This window comes from Pseudomonas antarctica (assembly GCF_900624995.1).
GTDB lineage: Bacteria > Pseudomonadota > Gammaproteobacteria > Pseudomonadales > Pseudomonadaceae > Aquipseudomonas > Aquipseudomonas antarctica.
Genome location: NZ_UYXQ01000069.1, coordinates 1 through 21120 on the forward strand (window position 1 = coordinate 1; position 21120 = coordinate 21120).

Below are 21120 nucleotides of genomic sequence, written 5' to 3' on the forward strand. Positions count from 1 at the left end.
CATGCGGATTGCCACGGCCGGGTTTGAACGAGCGCTTTGCCTGATCTGGTTGAAGGCGGTATCTACGATGCCGGCAAAAGCGGCCCCCTGGGCTACCAGCCGCAGCTGCCCGCGCCCGTCGAAACGATAAGGGCATGGCATCTCGCGTCGGGCGAGGCTGCACAGGGCCGATTCCAACCGATCCACGCAAGCGATCGCCGTAAATGGGTCGTTGATACCCGGTGACAACGCCCGCAAGGCGATCTCGACCAACTGCTGGAGAGAAAACTCCACATCCTGGACGGCACTGCGCTGGTTCCCCAATACGAACGCGGCGTTCAATTTACCCGCAAGGGCTTTGGTGACACGATCCTTGGGCCACACCATAACCATCGCCCGGCCCTTGGCGAGGTAGTGCCCTGGACGGCGCTCCAGCCGAAGCAACAGATCTTCTTTGCTGGCCAACGCCATCAGCGCGTCAGCATCGATCATCTGGAGATAGCCGTCTTGAGGGGCAGCCACAGTATATGCATCGCGTGCGAACTCGGCTGACAGGTAGACCTCGTTTGGCACGCTGGAGGCTTCAGGTCCAAGGTTGCCAAGGCCACCGGGAAACAACCTGTCGATACCGTCATTGAGCTCCTGGCCAACCCGCGCCACGACTTGGTCCGCCTGTATCGAGACTGAGATGTGGTGGATGAAGTAAATCAGCACACCAACGCTGACAATGGCCAGCAACACGCCGATGCTGATGGAAAGATGAGGCACGAATGCAACTTCGTCGGCACGCCGGATGGTGCGCAGCACGATCAGGCAGTACAAAAACGTGGCCACAAACGTGCCCAGTACCACCTGGTTGGCGGTATCGCGCATGAAGTTTCGCAGTAGGCGCGGGCCCAACTGGGACGAGGCAAGCGACAGTGCCACCAATGTCATCGAGAATACAGTCCCGGCGATGGCGATCATCGACCCCGCCACAGTGCCTAGAAGCAGGCTTGCACCTTCGGCCCCTCCCGAATAACTCAAGCCCAATAGCTGCAGCCAGTCGTTGGTCAGCGTCCTGTCGAGAGCAACAGCGCACAAGGCCAGTGCCACGGCCAGGCTGGTCATGGTCGCTGGCACGAACCATAAACTGGATCTAAGTCGATACCAGTACTTCTGCAGCCATGTTTGCACGACGCCTCACTTCAACTCGTCAGCCTCGGACCCCGCACCCAAACCAGCACTGGATGAGCCTGCTTTGCCGTTTAAGTTTTCGAACCGACGCTGGCTGTTCGTCCTGCTACATCGGTCCAGGTCTTGCGTTCAGGGCGTGGCATCTCAGGTGCGGACCGCCCGCAGCATCGCCGAGAACTCCTGCAGCGTGTCGCTACCGCTTGCCTCGGCTTTCTTTAGCCAAGCCTGCAGGTGAGCTACAAGTTGCTCACCGGTTTCGCCCGATGGCGTCCACAGCGGTCGCAGGAGTTCACGCATCGTGATCAGCTCGGTGAGTACCTGGCTTTGCTGAATCGCGCTTGACACCTGCCGCTGCTGGGCGCTCGGCATGTGGCGCACGTCCCGGTGCAGCCAGCGCCGAGCGTGGCGCAGATTCGCAAGCTCGACTGAGTGCCCTTGGGCACGCAACCGCACCCATTCGATAAGTGCCGCGCGGTGTATACGCCGTGCATAATGCGCCATGAGCTCGTAGCGGTTCGCAATGATCGCGTTCAGCATGTTCGCATCCGCCACGGGCCGCTCTGAGCCTAACCGCAACTGCGGCTGACCGCGGCGCACAGTGGCCAACCCGAGCATTTCGAGGGCGCGGATGTAGGCCCAGCCGAGGTCGAACTCATAGCGGCGTACCGACAGTTTTGCCGAAGTCGGATAGGTGTGATGGTTGTTGTGCAACTCTTCGCCGCCGATCAGGATTCCCCAGGGCACGATATTGCGGCTTGCGTCAGCGAGCTCGAAATTGCGATACCCCCACCAGTGGCCGATGCCATTGACGATGCCGGCGGCGCTGATCGGGATCCAGAGCATCTGCACAGCCCAAACGGTGACGCCTATCGCTCCAAATGCAAGCAGATCGATGATTAACATCAAACCGACGCCGCATAAACTATGGGGCGTATAGAGCTTTCGCTCGATCCAGTCGTTGGGCGTGCCGGCTCCGTACTGGTCGAGCAAATGGGGGGCCTTAGCGGCTGCCGCATACAGCTCGCTACCGCGCAGCAGCACCTCCGAGATCCCGCGAGTCTGAGGGCTGTGCGGATCTTCAGGCGTTTCGCAGGCAGCGTGGTGCTTTCTATGCACCGCCACCCATTCACGTGTGACGATGCCGGTCGTGAGCCAGAGCCAGCACCTGAAAAAATGTGAAACCACAGGTTGCAGTTTGACTGAACGATGGGCCTGGCTGCGGTGCAGAAAGATCGTGACCGCGGCGATCGTGATGTGCGTTGTCACAAGGGTATAGATGACGATCTGCCAGCCGCTGAACCCCCAAAGCCCGTGCGTGAGCCAGTCGAATAGACCGTCGTACAGTGTGGTCAGACGTTCAGTCGTATCCATGGGAGTCCTCCATGTCATCAAGATCGTATGCGGGGCCGTACTACTGGGTCGAGTGCACCGCTTTTTCCACCTCGATGATTTTCCCGTCGTCCGGTTCGCCCTCGACGCGCGCGATGACAGCACCCTTTGCGTCGAGCACGAACACGAATGCCTTGGCGCTGTCGCGCGGGATGTTCAAAGCGACCTCAAGGCTCGACTCGCTCAAGATCCAGGTTTGGTCGTGGTAGCGCACCGGGATTTTTTCCCTGGCCCGGCCGATCGCATCTTCCTCGCTCATAAAGAACGGCAGGTCGATAGCGAGCACGTCCCTGATACGTACCTGAGTCTGGTCGATGTTCTTGCGCAGGGCTTCGGCCCACAAGCGGGTGCTCTTTGCGGCGTCCGTGCTCGGCGTGACGATCAGAATCGTTGGCTGGCCGATCAACTGGGCGGCGCTGACTGTTTCCCCAGTGAGCGCAGTGGCAGTGAAGTCAGGGATAGGGCTATTGGAGAGTTGAGACCAGGCGGTGACGGGCCACAGCAGGGCAAGTGTGAGCGTGATGGATGTTCTCATAGAGCATTCCCTTTTTAAGCGAGCCGTAGATCGTAGCGCCGTATAAAACCGCTGCCTACGCAACAAGGTGCCTGTTTCGATGGAGGCTGTCCCAAGGTAAGCAAATACAAATATATGCGTCTGGCGCCACTGTGTCTGTGCGGTAACGAACAGACGTATCGGCGTCGACCGTCAGCCCAATTGGATCGTCAACTCGTCTGCGAGAGCGTTTTTCGGGCATGCGCAGAGCAGAGCCTGTCATGGTCAACTGATCCGGCCTTCCTGCTGCCACCGGGTGAATGAGGGAGGAGATGAGTTTGAGCCGATCATGTCAAAATCATTGAGAAATAGCCGCCGATCAAGGCGAGGACGGTTGTCAGTGCATAGCTCACGGGATAAGGAATAGCTGCGACCGAACTTTGCGATTCCTCCATGATTGCGTTCAGGCTTGGCGTGCTGTTGCGCGCACCTGTCGAGGCGCCGTCCGAAATGATTGCATTGAGGCCGAATACCTTAATTCCGACATAGAAGGCGACGAGCGGCGGTATAAGAGCTCCCGCGACACCTATCAGCGCAAGCCACAGGAGCGTATCCCCACTCAGGGCGGAAATGACCTTGGGCCCTACGTTTGCGGAAAGGACAGCCACAAAGGCATTCAGGCCGAAGTCCTGCAGAAAACTTCGCGCCCCTTCGTTTACGGGACCGCCGAAATTAGGGTTACGGCTACGGAAATAGCTGACACCCACCCCAGCCATGATGACCCCAGCCGATGTTCCCAGAGAGAAAGGGATCCCCGAGATTGTTACTGTGACGATCCCCACCAAGTAACCTGCCAGCATGGCAAGCGCAAGATACAGGACCTCAGACTTCATCGTCGCTAAGATGGCTTGACCACCCAACTGTTTGGCCATCACCTTAATAGCCGCATCTGGGCCGGTCAGGCGTAAAACGTCGCTAAACTGCACCTCGATTTTGGGTCCAAGTGGTAGTTCGTTGCCGGCACGAAATAGGGCCTGGACGGTGACGCCGCCAGGCATAACCTGACCCAGTTCGGCAAGGCTTTTACCGGCGTGCTTGTGTTTACCGACATGGATGTCGGCAACCACCAACGGGATCCTGCGCGCCAAAGACACGTCGGACTCCGGACCAATTAGCCCCCCATCTGTATGAATCAGGTCATGGACATCACCGCGCACCGTGATGATGTCATCCTTTGTCAGCATAAGATCGCCGATCATGTTTAGGACTGAGATAAATCTACAGGGGAAACTAAGATAATTGCGGGATAAAGCGAGAGATAGTGGTTGCGAGTGGGATGGGTGCTGCAATAACGTTGCGCGGGGTGCAATTCTGGGGAGCCCGACCAGATGCTGCTGGCCGGGGTGCAAATCCTACTGGTCTAGGGCAGCTCTTCCTCCTCTGGCGGCGCGAATAGATCGTGCTGGTCTCTGGCAATAATTGCCAGGCGCATCCGCTTCACTACTGCGTAAACATGCTGGACCGACACACCGTGCTTTGTTGCCACTTCGTGGTGGTTGCGACCAGTCCAGTCATCGAAGATCTTCTGATGCAGCTTAGATGCCTGGATGCAAACGCCTTTGGGGACGTAGACCACCTGGCCGCCCCAGAGGTGAGCGAAGAGCATCGTAATCTCAATGCTCGTTGCTTCTGCCAACTCCGCGTTAACCCCCAGCGTCTGCTGGATTACCTTCGCAATCGGCGCGACTGACTCACTCAAAAGGTCACTAGCTCGGATCGTGCTCATTGCTGGACTCTCCCCATCCACTGTTTCAAGGTTTCAATTACATGGCTCGCCTGCGGGACTGTCAGCCATTGCAGTGCCTGCACCTTGGCCATGGTCATCACATACTTCGCCAATGCGGCTTCAGACGGATCTCGAACAACACCCATCTCGTGTAGCTCCAGCCAAAGCGACCGGATCTTTTGTGCTTGCGGGTCAGCTGCCAAGGTGCGCGCTGGTTTTTTGTTTGGACGAACCTTGAAGCCTTTCAATTTGAGCTGTTCCAAAACCAACCTAAGGTTTGGAACGCTCAGATCGGCCGTGGATGTCGCGCCGCCCAATCCCTTCATGCTTTTGAGCATGAGGCCGTATGTGTCGCGATCCATGCCCAGCTCACGTCGCGCCACGTGGATAAGCTTGATCAGCTTCAAGCGTTCGTCCGTCTTCATGCTTCTGCTCCCAGTAATGCTGCGATGCGGCCCTCACCGTCCTCTTTACTCAGGATCCCCAGCAACACGTCACTGTTGATCCTGCCAATTTGCTCCTGGTGCAGCTGCTGCGCGGTCATGCGTGATCTGACCTTCTTGGGGTCCGACTGATGCACCTTGGCGGCAAGCGCAGGATCATTGGCAATGCCGAACACCACGGCCCGCAAGTAATGGTGATTGTCCAGCGGCAAGCTAAGCCGCTCCCGCTGGGCAAGCATTTGATCAATCCCAGCCGTCCACATAGCCGGACTGGCCGGTTTCGCCTCGGCGGTCCTGGCATCGCGAGTAACCGTCCCAGCGTTGATGGCGGTCATCAGCTCCTCAACCAGCTTGATGGCCCGAGTGGTGCGCAGCCCACGCTTAGCCGGGCTGAACAAACGCAAGTAGCCAAGGATCGCTCGACCCAGGCGCGGCTCGATATCGGCAAACTGAGCAGCCAGACGCTTACCCTCGTCATCGAGAAACCCGGCTTCCAGTGGGAACTGTTCGCCGCAGCAAGGGCATTGAACGCGCATCTCAGACTCCTGCAGTCAGGCGGGCACGAGGCCGGTGATTCACCGCCTGGTGCAACTGGGCAGACTGACCGGCTTGATAGCCAGCATCTGCGGCAACCTCATCGCGTGACTTGAGTTTTCGACGCTTGACTTCGAAGCTCTCCAGCTCTGGGTGGTTTTTCTTCACAAACGCCTCGATTGCCTCCGCGATATTGTCTTCAACACCGGCAAACTCATCGATTTTTATCAGCACCGCATCGATCCAGGCGTTCGCAAATGCATCGCCGCGAGCCACTTTCGTGGATCGCTTGCAGCGCTTCTGAGTATCCAGGTACTCGCGTCGCGCCTTTTGCAGCTGGCGGGCCAGCACTTGATATGCGTAACCGGTCAACTCGGGTGCAGCTGAGCAGCCGATCAGGAGAAAACGTGCGGCTCTGAACCTGCCGGTGGTAACGATCACCTTGGTGCCGAAGGCCAGCGTGGCGACCTGCACCAGTCGAACCCGCCATGCAGGCGGCGGACCTTCAGATCCCGCGAGTATTGAAACCTCGCACGCCATGCTGGCTAGAACATCACCTTGCTCCAGGTTGTATCTCTCCATCAGCAGGCGTGCTTGGCGCAGCGCAGTCTCAGCCTCATGGGGGTTGCTGGTTTTGGACTTGGCCATCGCCAAGCACTTTTTGATCTTGTCGAGAATGCGGTTCTCTTCCATGTCACACCCCCGCAATATCAAGGCTGATGGCACGGTACTGGTCCGAGTCGCCGATCCGCTCGTACACGCGGATATAGGACTTCGAGCCGACCACCTGGCACGCTTCGCCGATCGCCTGCATTGCCCGCTGCCAGCGTTCGTCCTTGATATCCAAGCGGCGCAGCGCAAGCACGCGGGCGGTGCGGATTTCGCCCTGGGAGTCGGTGCGGAATGCGTCGTTGGCGAGTGTGGCCACCTCTGGACGCGCTCCCTGCGTCCAGTCACGCAGGCATTCGTCGATCAAGGCGCGTGCCGCCTGCAGCCTTTCGTCGAAAGCAATCGACTCCTGCACCGAACGCTGGATCTTGAAGCGACCATCGAAGCTATAAAGGGTGACATTGCCCTTCTTTCCACCAAGTGTAATGCCGTACTGTTCAGCGCTAAGCTCGATAAAGGCCTCGATATCTCCGAACGCGGCGGCTTTGAGGTTGGCCAGCTCGCCACTGAGTTTGTTGGCTGAGCCCACCAGCTGGCGAACCAGCCGGTCACGCTCGATATCAATCGGCTTGATCAGGCTTTCTGGAACCATACGGCCTTGGGCGTCTTGCCAGAAGCCAGCCGGTACTGATGTTTGCTGGGAGTTAATCACGGGGTTTAACCTCATACTGATTGCAAATAGCGGTCTTGCCGGTGGCAAAATCGCCCAAGGTGCAGCGGTAAATAACTGACTCAAACGCAGAGTCGGGGTTATTGAATTTCTGCTCGCCGTTTTTGCAGTTGCCGCACTGGGGTCGCTGGGTCGCGGTGAGCCAGCCTTGAGTGAAGCGCTTCTGCTCTGCCATGGTTCCGCACTGATTGGCCTTCATGGGCGGATCCCCGGAGGGCTTGCTAGGTTGGATATCTCGTCCGATAAGGCGTCCTCTGTTGACCAGTTCGGCTCACATCCCCGACCGATCAGTACGCCGTTGTAGAGCCCGGCCAGAACGCGACCATCGCTTTTGGCGCGGTCACGCTGATCTGCGGTAATCCCCTGGATCACGACCATGGCCACAAACGCGGCGAATAAGATCCAATTGGTCTTAGTCATGACTTTTCACCAGTGATGGCTGGGGCAAGCCCCGAATGGTGTTGTTGAGCACATCGACGATGTTGTTGATGCCCAGTGCGTAGCTCTCTGGCTTGTTCGCTGCTGCGGCATCGAGACGCTTGACGGCGTCCGAGAGCCCCTTAGGGCTGTAAAGTTGCTGCCCAAAAGACTCGACGAGGTCGAGCGCGAACTGACGCCCCTGCAGCAGGAGGTATTGGTCGGTGACTTGCCGAGTGCTTATGCCCATTTCATGCGCTCCATCAGCTCAACCGCAGCCTGTTCGGGGTTTTCGATGTCGCCATAGGACAGGCTGCGAATGAAGTCTTCGAGCTCGCCCATGGCGGTCAGTGCGTGCCCATCAGCCCAGGCAACCACCTGGCCACCATGGATCGGGGTTTGCAGTTCGACGGACTTCGGGTTTTTCACCACGAACGTTTGATAATCGGCACTCACCGGTCTTGCTCCTTCACCAGGGAAAACCAAGTGACGTAGATCCCGCGAATCTTCACCGAGTGACGCGTCTCGCCATCCTGCGTCTTGCTGCTCTGGCTGCGAATTTCGTGCGCAAAGCGACGTGCAATGACGTCGATATCGTCAATCGATACCACGATGCGGTTGTCGAGAAAGCGAAGCCCCTGGATCGCGACACCAGCGTTGCGGATGTCGCGGGTCAGGTCATTAAATGTCGAAAGCAGGGGCTGAAACTCGGGAGCCAAGAGGCTCAATCGTGGCTTGGGTCGGGCTGGCACCAAGGAAAGATGTGTCATGTCAGACCCCCTTCACGATGTCGGCGTTAACGACGGGCACACCCAGCTCGGCCGCAAGGTTCATCGCGGCAATCACCAAGTTGCCGATGGCCAGCGGGTGCAGAAGCGAGATCGACTCATCGCGGCCCCCACGTCGCCCGGTCTGTGACAGTCGAGCAGCAACGGCTTGGATGCCGCTTTCGTCGATGATTTCGCGCAGGTCTTTACCTGCGCGTTCAAAACGGAACCGCAGGAACTCGTCGAGACGACCGCCCTCGATCGCGGGCAATGTCACGCGCTCGCAGCGCTGCACGACTTCACGCACGTCAGCGTTGCGCTCGCTCAGTTTTACGCCCAGCTCCGGCTGGCCGATCATGATGATGCTGACCAGTTTGGTAAAACCGATCTCCAGCTCCAGGATGCGCTTGAGATGCTTGAGCGTCGGGATCGGAAGGCTGTGCGCCTCCTCGATGACTAGGCAGTGGCGATAACCAGCGGCGTGGGACTCTTTCAGGACGCGGTGCAACTGGGCGAAGCGCGCCTCCGGGCTGCTTTTCGCTCTTTCCAGTGGCGCTACTGCTGCCATCATTGACTCAGCGATGTGAGTGCTCTTCAGTGATTTACCCTTGGTGTCATTGTCTTCGGACGCGAGCACATAAGGTTCAATGATGATTATCGGGTCGTTGTTTTCCTGAATGCGGTTGATCAGGTCGCGGCGCAATGTGCTTTTCCCCGCACCTGATTCGCCTTCGATGGCCAAGAAGCCGCCATGCCGAGCGACCTGGTACATGGCCTCGCGGACATAGCGAATATCAGGGCTGACCCACATGTCTTTGGCGCTCTGAAGCTCGTCAAAGGGGTCGCGGAACATCCCAAATACCTTGCGGGTCGATGCCTTGAGTGTTTGTTTTGGTAGTAGCATGGGTTCGTCCTCCCCGGACGGCTCTTCATTTAGGGCCGGACCTGCCGTGTTGACGTACGGCGGGTCCACTTTTTCAAATGCGTTGGCGATGTCAGAATCGTTGGCCCCTGACTCGACCAGGAACGCTCGAATGCGCCCTTGCAAGTCCGCACTGTCCAAGCTGCGAGGCCATTGACCGTGGTTGATCAGCTGGGCGATGGTGGCTGCGCTGAGTTTCAGCGACTCAGCCAGAGCCGACTGAGGTCGGCCAAGCCCTTTCAGTACTTGCTTTAGCTTCAACATCACTCGCCTCCAGCAGCAGAGCGCACCAGGCTGAGCGGCTGACGCATCACCTCTGCTGGTCGGTTCAGCTCAGCCTCAATGGCGTCGAGCTGTTCAGGCGGCACGCCTTCAGGGAATCGTTTCTGCAGCCAGGAGAAGGTTTCGCCTGACCACGTAGAACCCAATCGGGCGCGAAGAAGCTTGGCTGCCTCCACATGCGTGAGTGGCGCATGGTCAACGGTGGGCACGTTCACGCTCAACGAAGTGCCACGGCGCGGCATGTAGGCAGGAAGAACGGTGTCGGTGACATGCTTGTGCGGATCGATCATGCCGCCAAACGGTAGGGTCTTGGCCTTGCGTGCAGCCTTCGCGTCCTCCTCGTTGGTTGTGCCGGTGGCGAGTTGTTCAAGCACCTTGCGCGATAGCTGAGCAGGAGTCTGAGCGTGGCTTTTGAAGCTTTCGCCAATCAAAGCGGAAGCCTCGGAAAACCCAAACTGGTCCACGTCGAGACGCTCGATGACGTGATAGCGCTCACGGCCGTCCTCGCCGATCCGCAGTACCAAGGCGGCGTCCTTGTCCCGCCAGCAGTTACGCGTCACCAACACTTTTTCGCCGACCATCACGCCTGGCACGTTGCTGACATCGAACTGAGCGCCACGGAACGAGATGCGCAGCATGGTGGTGACCGTGCGCTCCTCAGGGGTGCTGACCGCCAGTTCGCGGCAGACAGCTACGCTCGGTGCCAGGCGCAACTGGTCAGCCTTGATCAGTTGCCAGACGCCGTATCGAGTACGCTGAGTGCGGGTGTGGATAGCAGTGGCGTTGTAATAACGCATCCACTCACCTGCCCACTCGTTGACCTGCTCCAGGCTGGTGGCCGCCTGGAATTTCAAAGCGCTTTCGAATTCCCGCTCCACCAGGTTGTGAGCCTGCTCAACCTGACCCTTGGCGCGGGCGTTGCCTACCTGATTGATGATCAGCTCGATGGACATGGCGCGGCATAGGTTGCGAAAAATGCCGCTTGTCATCGCTGCGCCTGGGTCGGTCATCAGCATCCAGGGCACACCGTGGAACGGGTCCGACTCATGCCGTTTTTGCATAGCATTGATCAAGACGTTGCACAGGTTTTCCGAAGATTCGGCGCCCAGCACATACTCCAGGTAAAGCGTGCCGCTGGTGTGGTCGGTGATGACATAGCGCCAAAGACGCTGGCGCTCGATCTTCTTCAGGTTGGCGGGCTTGCCGTCATAAAACTCGGCAGGGTTCATTGCCCGTGCGCCATCATCTGCCAAGTAATACTGGGTAGAAATGGATGCATCGACCTGCCAGACGTGGTTGGGATGCTTGCTGGCGAGTGATACCGAGGGTGCGTCGTGCAGCAGCTGTTCCGGATGCAACTTATAAGTGCGCAATGCGCGAGTGATCGCGCCGGTTGAAAGCTCTGTGAATACGCCTGTTTTTTCGTCCAGACGCCCGGCGATGATCATGTTGTTGCTGCGCAGGCGCTCAACTGCGCGCTCGACAGTCGACAATTGTTTGTTGTTGGCCCGGATCGACTCCAGAAGAACCGCCGAGATCAGTTGCGCTTCGTTCAGAGGCAGCGCGCTGCAGCCTGAATCGCTTCGGCGCTTGCGTGGCTTGGTCATGGAGGTGTCCTTCAACTTGCGCTGTAAGGTCTGGATCGATACGCCCAGCTCGACTGCGCCTGCCTTGTAGATCGCAGTGCGCTGGCCATGCGGGGCATTGGCTGCCTGTTGGGCAATTCGAGCCAAGAGCTGGATTTGTACCGGCGTCATGGATTAAGCCTCGGCCGTGTTTAGCCAGACGGGTGTACTAACTAGGGCGTCGGTCAGATAGAACTCGCTGCGGACGGCGGCGAGGGTCAGCTCAAGGTTCTGAAGCAAGCCAGCCTGGAATGTGCGCTGGTCTTCACCGGTTTCTTCGGCATGCTTCGAAAGCTCTGTGAGGGCTTCACGTAGCTCGCCAAGGATGCTGGATTCGACGGCAAAGGCTTGTCTGCCCGCTTCCTGCCGAATCATCTCGGTGACTTCGTTCGGGGCCAGCTTCTGAATGTGGCCCCGGACTTTCTCCAGCTCGATCTTGGTTTTATCCAGTTCCATGGTTTTCGCCGCCATAACTTCGCCCTGGGCGTCGTAGTCCGCGTTCACTTCGTCGAGGCGCAGGGTCAGCGCTTCTTTTTCCTTGGCGTGCTTGGCGATGATCTCCTCGGCCAGATCAATGAACGCCTCCTTGTCGCCGGTTTTCGCAACCTCGATCAGTGCTGCCTGGTGATCTTCCGGCAGGCGGCGATACTGGCGCATTTCGCGGTAGCCGATGCCCATGCGGGACATGGATTCAAGTGCTTCTTCGCCAAGCGATCTAAGGTTGGCAATGTCTTCATCGACCTGCTGGCGGGATCGCCCTAGGAGCGAACAGAACTCGTCCCAAGTCCCCGAAAACTGCTGACCGTCAGCGGTTTTTTTCCCGCTTAGGCCTCGGTAAAGCTTGTTTTCTTTGACGAACGCCAGTTTAGAAGTGCTGACCGTCAGCGAAAATTTGGCGAATGACTCAGCCATTTGTGCCTGGCCGAGCAGTTGATTCACCAGGTCTCGCTCCTCGCTGTGTGAGCCCAGCACCGTCGCCATCAAATTCTGATTTGCAGCAAGCGCTTCGCCGTCCAGTGCGGGAAGTTCTATTTCAGGTGTAACTTCCAGTTTTGTACGCGCCATGGTGTTCCCCTTAGTTCGTCGAGCCAGCAGCAATGCGCTGGTTAATTTCCTGCATCCGGCCTTGCAGTCGCGCCATGTGCTCGGCGTGAGCCTGGGCGATCTGTAGCATTCCAACCGAGTGTGCAAACCGTCCGTTGTCGAGCTTCATCGCGAGCCCTTCTTCAATAAGGGTTTGCATGGCGCGGGTAATATTGCTCGGGCTGTCGCCAGTCAGCTTTGCAAGCTCCGTGTTGCTGAGCCCTGTGACGGTGTGGCCTTTTAAGGCCTTCAGAACCCGTAGAACACGCGCTGACGCTGAGATCGTTGCGCTCATGGTTGCTCTCCAAAGTCGAGCTGTGGGTTGCTGCTCTGGCTTACGTTGCCTCGGTGCCAAGCCAGCGATTCCATTGCTGACTGAATGGCTGAGAGGGTCTCGTCGGCTTCGCTGTTTTTTGCGTAGAACGCCATCAGCTTTCCGGCTGCGGTGTTCAGCAGCTCTTGCAGAGCCTGCATGTCTTCGGCTGCGCATTTGCGGCCCGACGGGATTTCGATAGTGAGGCGACCAGCGCTGGCAGCGATCCAGCGGGTGATGTAGTCGCAGCCGCAAGCCTGTTCGTAGGGGCGGATCATGCAGGCTGGCATGCGCGCCGTTTGCAGCCACTTGTAAACCGTCCAGTGATCAGTGACGCCCATCTCGTCGGAGATACGTTGCATGCCCTTGTTGTGCACTTCCCGTGCGTACTCCTTGCAGAGCTCCATGGCGTTGCGCAAAGAGGTCGGACGAATCAATTTCCAGCGACGTTTGCTCATTGGAACGCCTCCAAAAACAGCTCTTCCAAACAAAGTCCGTGTTTGCGCCTATGCAAAGTGCTTGCACTGGATGCAATGTTTAGGGGTAAATTGACAAACGGAGTCATGACAATGACCACGCAGGAATTTGATGAATTGGCTGGCCGCATTGAGGGCATTGCCCGCAGCGTGATGATTCTGGCCGGAACGCTTCAACGTAACGGCTTGCTTGATGAGCAAAAGCTACAGGCAGATCTTCGGATTGCTGGTGAGCGGCTTCGTCTTGAGGTGCCGAATCGAGCAACGGTTGTGCAGACGCTTGAGGAAGTGGCTGATCAATTGCTTGCTGACTTTCGGTACGTGAAGACGGGAAAACGTAACCGTGACCAGTGACGGACCGGTGCATGTCGAAACCGAACTCGTAGGGTAAGGTGCCGTTCATGCTGCAATTGCCGCGAGTTGTTCGACAGAAAGCTTCATGCCCAGCTTCAAGGCGACTTCGTGACATTTGCCGCGATTGCCTTTGTATTGGCCGCCGATGACGCAGTACACCTGGTGCCGGGTATAGCCGTTTGCCTCGGCCCAGCTTGAAATTGATACGCCCGCAGCATTGAAAAGCTCTCGAACGCGGTCTGCGGTATAGGGTTTGTTTTTTGGTGGCGGATAAGGGACGTTCATGGGTGGGTTCCTATGGGCGCTGTGATTGCTAATCAGTTAGTCGTTGGTGCGGCGCTGATTGGTGTTTAGTCATATTGGGTAGTTTTCTACCCATAGTCAAGGTGGTTTATGGGTTGTTTTATACCCATCGGGGTGCGTCTGCGTGAGCAGCGCGAAGGTTTGGGAATGAATCAAACGGATTTTGCGAGCGCTGCGGGGGTTAGCAGAAAGACGCTTTTCGGCTACGAGACAGGCGAAAGATCTCCTGACGCTGCTGCGTTGGCCGCTTGGGGAAAGCTGGGGCTGGATATTCTTTACGTGGTTACTGGAGAGCCGATCGCATCACCATTAGCTGCTGGTGTGGCGGCGGTTTCAGGGCGGCAGCCGCATATCGACGTGGCAAGGCTTGAGCGGATCTGCGGCATGCTAGAAGAGGTTGCGCTGAAAGCACGGAAGCGCTGGCCCGCACAGAAGCTCGCGACCATATCCGCCGAGGTATACAACGCACTTATCGAGGATCGGGACTTTGATGAGTCACGTGTAGATCGTATTCTTAAATTGGTAGTGAACCGCTGATGTAAAACGGGAGTGTTATGCGGAGTGGGGACGATGAGTTGGTGCAAAAACTCTCAGAGCGAGTAGCGGAAGAAATTGAAAGCCTGCCCCGTGATGGCAAGGATCATGAGATCAGAATAAAAATCAAGGGCAGCCATAACAACGTCAACCTTGGTAGTCAGACCTTTGAAGTAAAGCCGGGCAAAGAACTTCCGCCAGAGGGAAGTAATCGTGAGCGTGTATGCCCGCAGTGTGAAAAACCAACGTGGCGTTTTACGCAGTTATGCATGCACTGTGATTACGACCATCACCGCCACGATCAGATTGAAGCAGAAGAGCAAGATGCGCTTAGGAAAAAGCGAAATGAGCTGCGACTGCTCGTCGTTTGTGTGGCAAGCATAGCAATAGCTTTTGGAGGTTTTTCTTTAAAAATATACTTCCCTGCGGAGTATCAAGGGTGGGTTGCGGGGTTCTCAGCATTGGCAGGCTTCATCGCTTTTATGATATTGCAAGCCGTCCGATGACAAACCGGCCTAGTAGTACAAACCATCATTCATACATCAACCTCACTGCCCCGAACTCATGGGCTAAAAAGGAATTGACATGCGTATTGCAGCAGTGATTTTGGCGTTACTGGGCTGTTTGTTCTTGCTACTGGCATATGTCGGCCTTCTGAGGCCGCAGATATTCAGGAACAAAAAAACTGGTGTAGTTCCTGGACGATGGAAGCTTTTGGGGGGCGGGCATCTCGTCGCGCTCATCGTCTTTGCCGTAGCGATCATCATCATGCCAGCGCGGTCTGAGGTAACGCTCGAAGATCAAGCGCAGCCTGATTTGGTTGACCGCACGATCATCACCGCCGCACAGCAAGAAAAAGTGTCTCAGGCTCCTGTTTCAAAGCCTGAGTCCGCTCATGCAGAGCAGCTCACGAAGGCAAGCCCAGAGTCTCTGGCGCAGGCCAATAAGCAAATGAATGCACTCAACAAAGCGATGAAAGATGGGGTTTCTATACTTCAAAGCGGAGAGCTGGCCGCCATCAGCGCTCACAGCAAATATATTTCGGCACTAGTTAAGGTCGGAGAAAGCAAGTTTGGTAGCTCTATTTTCGAGCCGCTTGGAAGGTGTTTTGCCGCTGGTATTGATTCGCGCAGCTGGTGGAGCAACCAATTGTCTTCGGTTCAAAATGGTGGCGTCGAGAGAATACCGGGGTCAATAAAAAGTGCGTTTGATAGCTATCAGGTGAACCGTGCTGACTGCTTACTAGCGGCTGATCCCGTGGCATCTGCTAAGGCTGAAGCTGCGAGCGATGCAGAGCTTAGGGAAAAGCTAGGGGGCGGCCGAGAATGCTTAACTGTGTTTGACGTGAATCCAGAAACGAAAGAAGTGTTTGCGCTACCGAAACCGTCGCACTGTAAAGCCTGATCTGTTCTCTATTCCATAGAGCAACTGCTCCTGGCAATCTCTTTAAACACGATTAAAAGCTCTCCTGCACCGCGCCGCCGATCATGGCGGCGTGTGTATTTCTGGCATCCGCAATCACGACGGGTGCCCGGCAGGAGACGTGTATGCGACCCCAGAACCCCCGTGGTATCCGCAACTTCAACCCCGGAAATATCCGTCACGCCCAAGGCGTGCGCTGGCAGGGTCAGGCCGAGGTCCAGACTGATTCTGCGTTCGTGCAATTCAATGGCCCGCGCTGGGGTATTCGGGCGCTCGCCCGCGTTCTTATCACGTACCAGGACAAGCGGCGCGCTGGTGACGGCAGTCAGATCGACACTGTTCGCGAGATCATCGAACGCTGGGCTCCGCCTAACGAAAACGATACCAAGGCCTATGTGGCCACCGTTTCCCGCGTGCTGGGGATCGGCCCCGACGATGCCGTCGTCGATGTGTACAACTTCGAAACGATGCGCGACCTGGTTGTGGCGATCATCCGTCATGAAAATGGCCCAGGTCCGTTACCTGAGGGGCTGTGGTATGGCTACCCAATCATCTCCGATGGCCTGCAGCTAGCGGGGATTGTTCGGGGCGCGCAGCACGGTCGGCAGGCGGGTGCTCCAGCATGAAACTCATCCCTGAGTGGAAGCGCTGCTATCGCCTGTACAGCGTCCAGCTGGGGGTGCTGATCGCCTTCTTCGGCTTCTCCCAGGTAACGCTGCTGCCCATGTGGCAGGCCCAGCTTTCGCCCGATGCATACGCGACTGCCAACAGCCTCCTGGCTTTGCTGCTTTTCGTCGTGCGCCTGGTCAAGCAAGGCCCAGATCAGTGGTTCGCTTAATGCGCATACTCTTGATGGGAGTCGCTTTAGGGATGCTGGCGCGGTCGTGTGTCGAGCTGGCACGGTCATGCGTCGCGCTCGTCATTCCTGCCCCTTGCCGAGAGGTCTGCCCGCCTGCCCCTTGCCGAGAGGTCTGCCCGCTTGCCAGTGCCGGAAGGCCATTTGCCTCACCTGGTATTGCCGCGCCGGGGCCATGGGGACACCACTCACCAATCCCTCAATACCGTCTCGCCAAAACCGGGACAGCGGGTGCCAAGCGCCGCGCACGGAAGGCTCGATTCTGGCAGGGAGACAGCCATGGTCGCCCTTGAAGCCGCTTTGAAATGGTTGCTGGAGCGTTGGAAGATTGCCCTGGTCATTGTCGTCGTGGTGCTTGTGAACCTGTACGGCCAATCGAGGTGGACTGACGGCTACAAAAAAGCGGAAGCGGAAGGCGCAGCTAAGTTCAGTCAGCTGGAAACCAAGTACGCGCAGGCCGCCCTGCAGGCTGCAACTCAAACCCAGAGCGATCTGTTGCGCCAGGTCACTCGCGCCCAGGCTGCCGAGGAATCCCTATTCCAACAATTCGGCATGCACGCCGACGACGTGAAGCAGCTGCAGGAGCGAATCCCCCATGTCACCACTCAATACAAAACATCAGTGGAGGCGGCTCCTCAGCCTATCCCTCATTGCGTGTTCACTGCTGGCTGGCTGCGCGACTACAACGCCGCCCTTGGTGTGCCCGCCGCCAGTTCGACTACCGCTACCAGTGCTCCTGCAAAAGCGGCCAGCGCCACCCCCGGCACTGACACCGAATTACTGGAAAGTGGCGTTACCCCCGCAGACATTCTTGCTCATGCCCAGGACTACGGGCGCTGGGCCCGAGACAACCTGGCTCAACTCAACTCGCTGCTCGACCTGCAAAAGGACTGACCCTGCATGGATTTTGTAGAACCTGTCACGGATGACACCGACGAAGCTGAGGCGATACAGCACGTCCGGCGCAATGCGCTGCAGCACCGATCGGGCAGCTCCGGGTATCGTTGCGAGGAATGCGGCGATGCGATCCCGGAGGATCGGCGTCAGGCAGAGCCTGGCACCGAGCATTGCGCTGAATGCGTTTGCACCCTGCAACTGTTGAGTGAGGCATGTGATGAACTTTGACGAAGCCAGCTTCAGCCTCAAGACCGTTCAGTGGGTCGTTATGGCCGTGCTGGGGGTTTACACCTGGTTCACCAACCGCCAGGCCGCCAGTGCTCAGGAAATGATGGTCTTGCGCACCCGCATCATCGCTCTTGAGGAGCACGTTCGGCACTTGCCAGACCATTCGGCAGTGACCGATCTACTCGGCGACATGAAAGCCATGCGATCCGAACTGACGGGGGTCAAGGATGCTCTGGCCCCTTTGTCCCGATCGCTGGACCGGATTAACGATTACCTGCTGCGAGATAAAAAATGACAGCCTATTCCGAGTTTCTTCGCCATGACATCCGTCTGGTAGTACTGCGCCTGCTGGTCGAAATGACGGCCTATCGGGCTAACAGCTCCGTCTTGACCATGGCCCTGGACGACTACGGTCACACGCTCAGTCGTGACCAGGTCAAGACCGAGCTGCACTGGTTGGCCGAACAGGGAGCACTGACGCTTTCCGATGTGGGTCCGGTGGTCGTGGCAACCCTGACTGAGCGCGGCCAGGACATTGCTGCAGGGCGTGCCCGCGTTCCAGGCATCAAACGGCCGGGGGCCTGACCCATGGCTGGCAAGTCCTCAATCGATCGCCTGCAGCCAATGGTCAAGAGCTACATCCAGAAGCTGCTGCGCGAAGACCGCCTCACCCTGGATGACATGCTCGATGATATTCGGGCCCGCTTTCCCAATGAAAAAGCCCCGAGCCGGAGCGCCCTGGGACGTTTCAGGCAGGGGTTCGAGGAGCTGACGCAGAAGGCGCGCCAGCAGCGCGAAATGGCGGAGGCGTTCGTGGGCGCCTTTGGTGAGGACGCTTCGGACAAGACCGGCGTGCTGCTGGTCGAGGCGATCTCGACGCTGACCTATCAGGCGGCCATGGGCGCGCATGAGAAGGATGACGTGACCATCGCCGAAGTGACGGCCCTGGCGCGTGCCGCCAAGGCCACCATGGAAGCGCGGACTATGAGCGTCAAGGAGCGCCAGACCATCGAGAAAGCAACTCGTGAGCGGATCCTCCAGGAGCAAGCCGCCGAGCTGGACAACACGGTCAAGGCCAAGGGCATGACCGAAGAGCAGGCACTGTTCTGGCGTCAGAAGTTTCTGGGGGTTCGATGAGCGCCTCAGTAATCAAGCCGTCCTCCAGCACTTTGCGCGTCATCGAATGGGACGAGCTGCCAGAAAGCGTTCGGCTCATTCCCGAAGGGTACGACCCGCTGGGTGACGGTGTTCTGATGGCTCACCAAGCCGAGTGGCTGGGTATCCGGGCGCAGATCAAGCTGTGCGAGAAAGGCCGACGCACCGGCATCACCTTCGCCGAAGCCCTCGACACGGTCATCACCGCCGCATCGCAGAAAAGCGCCGGGGGTATGGATGGCTTTTACATCGGCGACACCAAGGAAAAGGGTCTTGAGTTCATTGGCTATTGCGCCAAGTTCAGCCGGGTGATGGCCGAGGCTCAGGCGTCCGGGGTCAGTGCGATCGAGGAGTTTCTCTTCGAAGATCAGGACATCAGCGGTAGCACGCGCCAGATCAACGCCTACCGGATTCGCTTCGCCTCAGGCTTCAAGATCGTCGCCTTGTCCAGTAACCCAGCCAGCCTGCGCGGCTTGCAGGGCAAGGTCATTATCGATGAAGCGGCCTTTCACCGAGATGTGTCCGCCGTGCTCGACGCCGCGACCGCATTGCTGATCTGGGGCGGCTGTATCGTCATCATCAGCACCCACAACGGCAAGTCCAACGCCTTCAATCAGATGGCCAATGACATCCGTGACAACCGCTACGGCGACACTGCCAAGGTCTATCGGGCGACGTTCGACGATGCCGTTGCCAATGGGCTGTATGAGCGCGTCTGCTTCATGACGGGTGAGGCTCCAACGCCGGAAGGCAAAGAAGCCTGGTACAAGAAAATCCGCAATGCCTACGGGCCGCGCAAGGCGCAAATGCGTGAGGAGCTTGACGCGATCCCGCGTGATGGCAATGGCGTCTGTATCCCTGGTGTCTGGATCGAGGAAGCCATGCGTCCTGACCGCACCGTGCTGCGGCTGGCGCTCGATGACGACTTCACGCTGCAGCCTGTTTATCGTCGCGAAGCCTACGTTGACGACTGGATTGAGCGCTATCTGGCTCCTTTGATCACAACGCTGAATGGCTCGCTGCGCCATTTTCTGGGCATGGACTATGCCCGCCACCGTGACTTTTCGATCATCTGCCCAATGTCGGTAGATCACGCACGCCACCGCGACGTGCCTTTCGTAGTCGAGATGCACAAGGTGCCGACCCGCCAGCAGCAGCAGATCCTGTTCTACATTTTGCGGCGTCTTCCCCAGTTCGTGGGTGCCGCACTGGATGCCACCGGCAGTGGCGAAACCCTCGCCGAAGATACCGCTGATGAATTTGGCCGTAACCGAATTCACCAGGTGAAGATCAGTCGGGCCTGGTACGGCGCATGGATGCCGAAATTCGTGCAGCTGTTCGAAGACGCCACGATAACGATGCCCAAGGACGACTCACTGCACCAGGACATACGCTCCATCGAAACCGTGGACGGCATTCCTATGATCGTCAAAGCCCGCTCGCAAGACCTTAAAGACCCTGACTTGTACCGCCACGGCGACTTTGCAGGTGCTGGTTCGCTCGCCAACTTCGCCACGCTTGAAGTGACCTCCGGGCCGGTGAGCGTCAAATCTCGCAGCCCCCGTCAGGGCCGGAAAATTACCCAGGGGTACGCATGAAAAACCAAGGTGTGTGGGTCAGCCCCACCGAGTTTGTACGCTTCTCCGAAGCGAAGCGGTCGTCCAGTCTCACCAATCACATCGCCACACGCGGTCGCATCGATGCGGGCAGCATGGGCGGCGTCAACCTGCCGAACCCTGACCCGATCCTCAAGGCCCAGGGCAAAGACATCACCGTGTATCGCGACCTGCGTAGCGCCGCCCTGGTCGGCGGTAACGTCCGTCGACGTAAGTCTGCTGTGCTGGCCTTGGAGCGCGACCTGAAACGTGCCAATGCGCCGACCAAGGTCGACCGTTTCATCCGTGACTGGCTCACCGACCTGGATCTGGACCGGATCATTCGCGAGCTGCTCGATGCGCCGCTGTTCGGGTACCAGCCTGTCGAGTTGATGTGGCAGCCAGTCGGTTTGTTCACCGTGCCAGAGGATGTGCTGGGCAAACCGGCCGAGTGGTTTTTCTACGATCAGGACAACGCGCTGCGCTTTCGCTCCAAAGAGGCTGGCCAGGACGGCGAGCTGTGCGACCCGATGCGCTTCGTCGTGGCCCGCCAGGATGCGACTTACGCGAACCCTTACGGCTTCCCCGACCTGTCCATGTGCTTTTGGCCTGCCGTGTTCATGAAGGGCGGCTTGAAGTTCTGGGTGCAGTTCACCGAGAAATACGGCAGCCCATGGGTGATCGGTAAACATCCACGTGGCGCGACCAATGAGGAAACCGATCTGCTGCTCGACAGCCTAGAGGCCATGGTC

The 21120-nt window shown here is 58.0% G+C and carries 33 protein-coding genes; 13 read left to right on the forward strand and 20 right to left on the reverse strand.

Going from position 1 to position 21120, the window contains the following annotated elements; genetic code table 11:
- The 19 genes from E0F99_RS21755 to E0F99_RS21840 all read right to left on the reverse strand — a co-directional run.
- A partial coding sequence (locus tag E0F99_RS21755) for a DUF2254 domain-containing protein (protein WP_130908920.1) occupies positions 1 to 1155 on the reverse strand: 1155 nt, incomplete at its 3' end.
- Between the two features lie 144 nt (positions 1156 to 1299).
- Positions 1300 to 2526 carry a DesA family fatty acid desaturase gene (locus E0F99_RS21760; RefSeq protein ID WP_083359053.1) on the reverse strand — a complete coding sequence of 409 codons (1227 nt, stop codon included), beginning with the start codon at positions 2524 to 2526 and terminating at the stop codon, positions 1300 to 1302.
- Positions 2527 to 2566: 40 nt separating this feature from the next.
- Positions 2567 to 3079 (reverse strand): peroxiredoxin family protein, encoded by a 513-nt coding sequence (locus tag E0F99_RS21765; RefSeq protein WP_083359054.1) that lies wholly within the window; start codon positions 3077 to 3079, stop codon positions 2567 to 2569.
- Between the two features lie 305 nt (positions 3080 to 3384).
- Positions 3385 to 4296, reverse strand: coding sequence for an aspartate-alanine antiporter-like transporter (locus tag E0F99_RS21770; RefSeq protein WP_083359055.1), 912 nt, complete (start codon positions 4294 to 4296; stop codon positions 3385 to 3387).
- Positions 4297 to 4457: 161 nt separating this feature from the next.
- Positions 4458 to 4823, reverse strand: a complete 366-nt coding sequence (locus tag E0F99_RS21775; RefSeq protein WP_083359056.1) for a Mor transcription activator family protein — start codon at positions 4821 to 4823, stop codon at positions 4458 to 4460.
- Positions 4820 to 5248 carry a gp16 family protein gene (locus tag E0F99_RS21780; RefSeq protein WP_083359057.1) on the reverse strand — a complete coding sequence of 143 codons (429 nt, stop codon included), beginning with the start codon at positions 5246 to 5248 and terminating at the stop codon, positions 4820 to 4822. Before E0F99_RS21780 ends, E0F99_RS21775 begins: the two co-directional genes overlap by 4 nt.
- Positions 5245 to 5802, reverse strand: a complete 558-nt coding sequence (locus tag E0F99_RS21785) for a hypothetical protein (RefSeq protein WP_083359058.1) — start codon at positions 5800 to 5802, stop codon at positions 5245 to 5247. Before E0F99_RS21785 ends, E0F99_RS21780 begins: the two co-directional genes overlap by 4 nt.
- Before the next feature lies 1 nt (position 5803).
- On the reverse strand, positions 5804 to 6493 hold the full coding sequence (locus E0F99_RS21790; protein ID WP_083359059.1) for a DUF2786 domain-containing protein: 690 nt from the start codon (positions 6491 to 6493) through the stop codon (positions 5804 to 5806).
- A gap of 1 nt (position 6494) precedes the next feature.
- Positions 6495 to 7121 (reverse strand): DUF3164 family protein, encoded by a 627-nt coding sequence (locus E0F99_RS21795; protein ID WP_408003402.1) that lies wholly within the window; start codon positions 7119 to 7121, stop codon positions 6495 to 6497.
- The gene (locus E0F99_RS30070; protein WP_083359061.1) at positions 7114 to 7338 is read right to left on the reverse strand and encodes a hypothetical protein; all 225 of its coding nucleotides are present in this window, start codon (positions 7336 to 7338) and stop codon (positions 7114 to 7116) included. Before E0F99_RS30070 ends, E0F99_RS21795 begins: the two co-directional genes overlap by 8 nt.
- Positions 7335 to 7559 carry a hypothetical protein gene (locus tag E0F99_RS21800; RefSeq protein ID WP_083359062.1) on the reverse strand — a complete coding sequence of 75 codons (225 nt, stop codon included), beginning with the start codon at positions 7557 to 7559 and terminating at the stop codon, positions 7335 to 7337. The genes E0F99_RS30070 and E0F99_RS21800 overlap by 4 nt, the downstream gene beginning before the upstream one ends.
- Positions 7552 to 7806, reverse strand: a complete 255-nt coding sequence (locus E0F99_RS21805; protein WP_083359063.1) for a hypothetical protein — start codon at positions 7804 to 7806, stop codon at positions 7552 to 7554. The genes E0F99_RS21800 and E0F99_RS21805 overlap by 8 nt, the downstream gene beginning before the upstream one ends.
- Entirely contained in the window at positions 7797 to 8012 is a 216-nt protein-coding gene (locus E0F99_RS21810) for a hypothetical protein (protein ID WP_083359064.1), read from the reverse strand. The genes E0F99_RS21805 and E0F99_RS21810 overlap by 10 nt, the downstream gene beginning before the upstream one ends.
- Entirely contained in the window at positions 8009 to 8326 is a 318-nt protein-coding gene (locus E0F99_RS21815) for a hypothetical protein (protein ID WP_130908921.1), read from the reverse strand. The genes E0F99_RS21810 and E0F99_RS21815 overlap by 4 nt, the downstream gene beginning before the upstream one ends.
- A 1-nt stretch (position 8327) precedes the next feature.
- Complete coding sequence (locus E0F99_RS21820; RefSeq protein WP_083359066.1) at positions 8328 to 9509, reverse strand: ExeA family protein; 1182 nt, start codon at positions 9507 to 9509, stop codon at positions 8328 to 8330.
- Positions 9509 to 11284 carry a DDE-type integrase/transposase/recombinase gene (locus E0F99_RS21825; protein WP_083359067.1) on the reverse strand — a complete coding sequence of 592 codons (1776 nt, stop codon included), beginning with the start codon at positions 11282 to 11284 and terminating at the stop codon, positions 9509 to 9511. Before E0F99_RS21825 ends, E0F99_RS21820 begins: the two co-directional genes overlap by 1 nt.
- Positions 11285 to 11287: 3 nt before the next feature.
- Complete coding sequence (locus E0F99_RS21830; RefSeq protein ID WP_083359068.1) at positions 11288 to 12217, reverse strand: hypothetical protein; 930 nt, start codon at positions 12215 to 12217, stop codon at positions 11288 to 11290.
- 10 nt (positions 12218 to 12227) lie between these two features.
- Positions 12228 to 12530 (reverse strand): helix-turn-helix domain-containing protein, encoded by a 303-nt coding sequence (locus E0F99_RS21835; RefSeq protein WP_083359069.1) that lies wholly within the window; start codon positions 12528 to 12530, stop codon positions 12228 to 12230.
- Positions 12527 to 13006: a hypothetical protein gene (locus tag E0F99_RS21840; RefSeq protein ID WP_083359070.1), complete on the reverse strand. Its 480-nt coding sequence runs from the start codon at positions 13004 to 13006 to the stop codon at positions 12527 to 12529. Before E0F99_RS21840 ends, E0F99_RS21835 begins: the two co-directional genes overlap by 4 nt.
- Positions 13007 to 13117: 111 nt before the next feature.
- On the opposite strand from E0F99_RS21840, the gene E0F99_RS21845 reads away from it, so the two are divergent.
- Positions 13118 to 13378: a hypothetical protein gene (locus E0F99_RS21845; protein WP_083359071.1), complete on the forward strand. Its 261-nt coding sequence runs from the start codon at positions 13118 to 13120 to the stop codon at positions 13376 to 13378.
- 45 nt (positions 13379 to 13423) lie between these two features.
- Here the strand turns inward: E0F99_RS21845 and E0F99_RS21850 are convergent, their stop codons facing one another.
- On the reverse strand, positions 13424 to 13663 hold the full coding sequence (locus E0F99_RS21850) for a DNA-binding protein (protein WP_083359072.1): 240 nt from the start codon (positions 13661 to 13663) through the stop codon (positions 13424 to 13426).
- Between the two features lie 108 nt (positions 13664 to 13771).
- On the opposite strand from E0F99_RS21850, the gene E0F99_RS21855 reads away from it, so the two are divergent.
- The 12 genes from E0F99_RS21855 to E0F99_RS21910 form a co-directional block, all read left to right on the forward strand.
- Positions 13772 to 14218 (forward strand): helix-turn-helix domain-containing protein, encoded by a 447-nt coding sequence (locus E0F99_RS21855; protein WP_269457872.1) that lies wholly within the window; start codon positions 13772 to 13774, stop codon positions 14216 to 14218.
- A gap of 41 nt (positions 14219 to 14259) precedes the next feature.
- Positions 14260 to 14721 carry a hypothetical protein gene (locus E0F99_RS21860; RefSeq protein WP_130908922.1) on the forward strand — a complete coding sequence of 154 codons (462 nt, stop codon included), beginning with the start codon at positions 14260 to 14262 and terminating at the stop codon, positions 14719 to 14721.
- Between the two features lie 79 nt (positions 14722 to 14800).
- On the forward strand, positions 14801 to 15619 hold the full coding sequence (locus tag E0F99_RS21865; RefSeq protein ID WP_083359074.1) for a hypothetical protein: 819 nt from the start codon (positions 14801 to 14803) through the stop codon (positions 15617 to 15619).
- Positions 15620 to 15762: 143 nt separating this feature from the next.
- Positions 15763 to 16263 carry a structural protein gene (locus E0F99_RS21870; RefSeq protein ID WP_083359075.1) on the forward strand — a complete coding sequence of 167 codons (501 nt, stop codon included), beginning with the start codon at positions 15763 to 15765 and terminating at the stop codon, positions 16261 to 16263.
- Positions 16260 to 16475: a DUF7940 domain-containing protein gene (locus E0F99_RS21875; protein WP_083359076.1), complete on the forward strand. Its 216-nt coding sequence runs from the start codon at positions 16260 to 16262 to the stop codon at positions 16473 to 16475. Before E0F99_RS21870 ends, E0F99_RS21875 begins: the two co-directional genes overlap by 4 nt.
- A 297-nt stretch (positions 16476 to 16772) precedes the next feature.
- Positions 16773 to 17387, forward strand: a complete 615-nt coding sequence (locus E0F99_RS21880) for a hypothetical protein (RefSeq protein ID WP_083359077.1) — start codon at positions 16773 to 16775, stop codon at positions 17385 to 17387.
- A 6-nt stretch (positions 17388 to 17393) separates the two neighbouring features.
- Entirely contained in the window at positions 17394 to 17618 is a 225-nt protein-coding gene (locus E0F99_RS21885) for a TraR/DksA C4-type zinc finger protein (RefSeq protein WP_083359078.1), read from the forward strand.
- The gene (locus tag E0F99_RS21890) at positions 17608 to 17913 is read left to right on the forward strand and encodes a DUF2730 domain-containing protein (RefSeq protein WP_083359079.1); all 306 of its coding nucleotides are present in this window, start codon (positions 17608 to 17610) and stop codon (positions 17911 to 17913) included. The genes E0F99_RS21885 and E0F99_RS21890 overlap by 11 nt, the downstream gene beginning before the upstream one ends.
- Positions 17910 to 18203: a VpaChn25_0724 family phage protein gene (locus tag E0F99_RS21895; RefSeq protein ID WP_083359080.1), complete on the forward strand. Its 294-nt coding sequence runs from the start codon at positions 17910 to 17912 to the stop codon at positions 18201 to 18203. Before E0F99_RS21890 ends, E0F99_RS21895 begins: the two co-directional genes overlap by 4 nt.
- Before the next feature lie 3 nt (positions 18204 to 18206).
- Positions 18207 to 18755, forward strand: coding sequence for a phage protein Gp27 family protein (locus E0F99_RS21900; protein ID WP_083359081.1), 549 nt, complete (start codon positions 18207 to 18209; stop codon positions 18753 to 18755).
- Positions 18752 to 20371 (forward strand): hypothetical protein, encoded by a 1620-nt coding sequence (locus E0F99_RS21905; RefSeq protein ID WP_083359082.1) that lies wholly within the window; start codon positions 18752 to 18754, stop codon positions 20369 to 20371. The genes E0F99_RS21900 and E0F99_RS21905 overlap by 4 nt, the downstream gene beginning before the upstream one ends.
- On the forward strand, positions 20368 to 21120 hold a 753-nt coding region (locus E0F99_RS21910), incomplete at its 3' end, for a phage portal protein family protein (protein ID WP_130908923.1). The genes E0F99_RS21905 and E0F99_RS21910, both read left to right, overlap by 4 nt.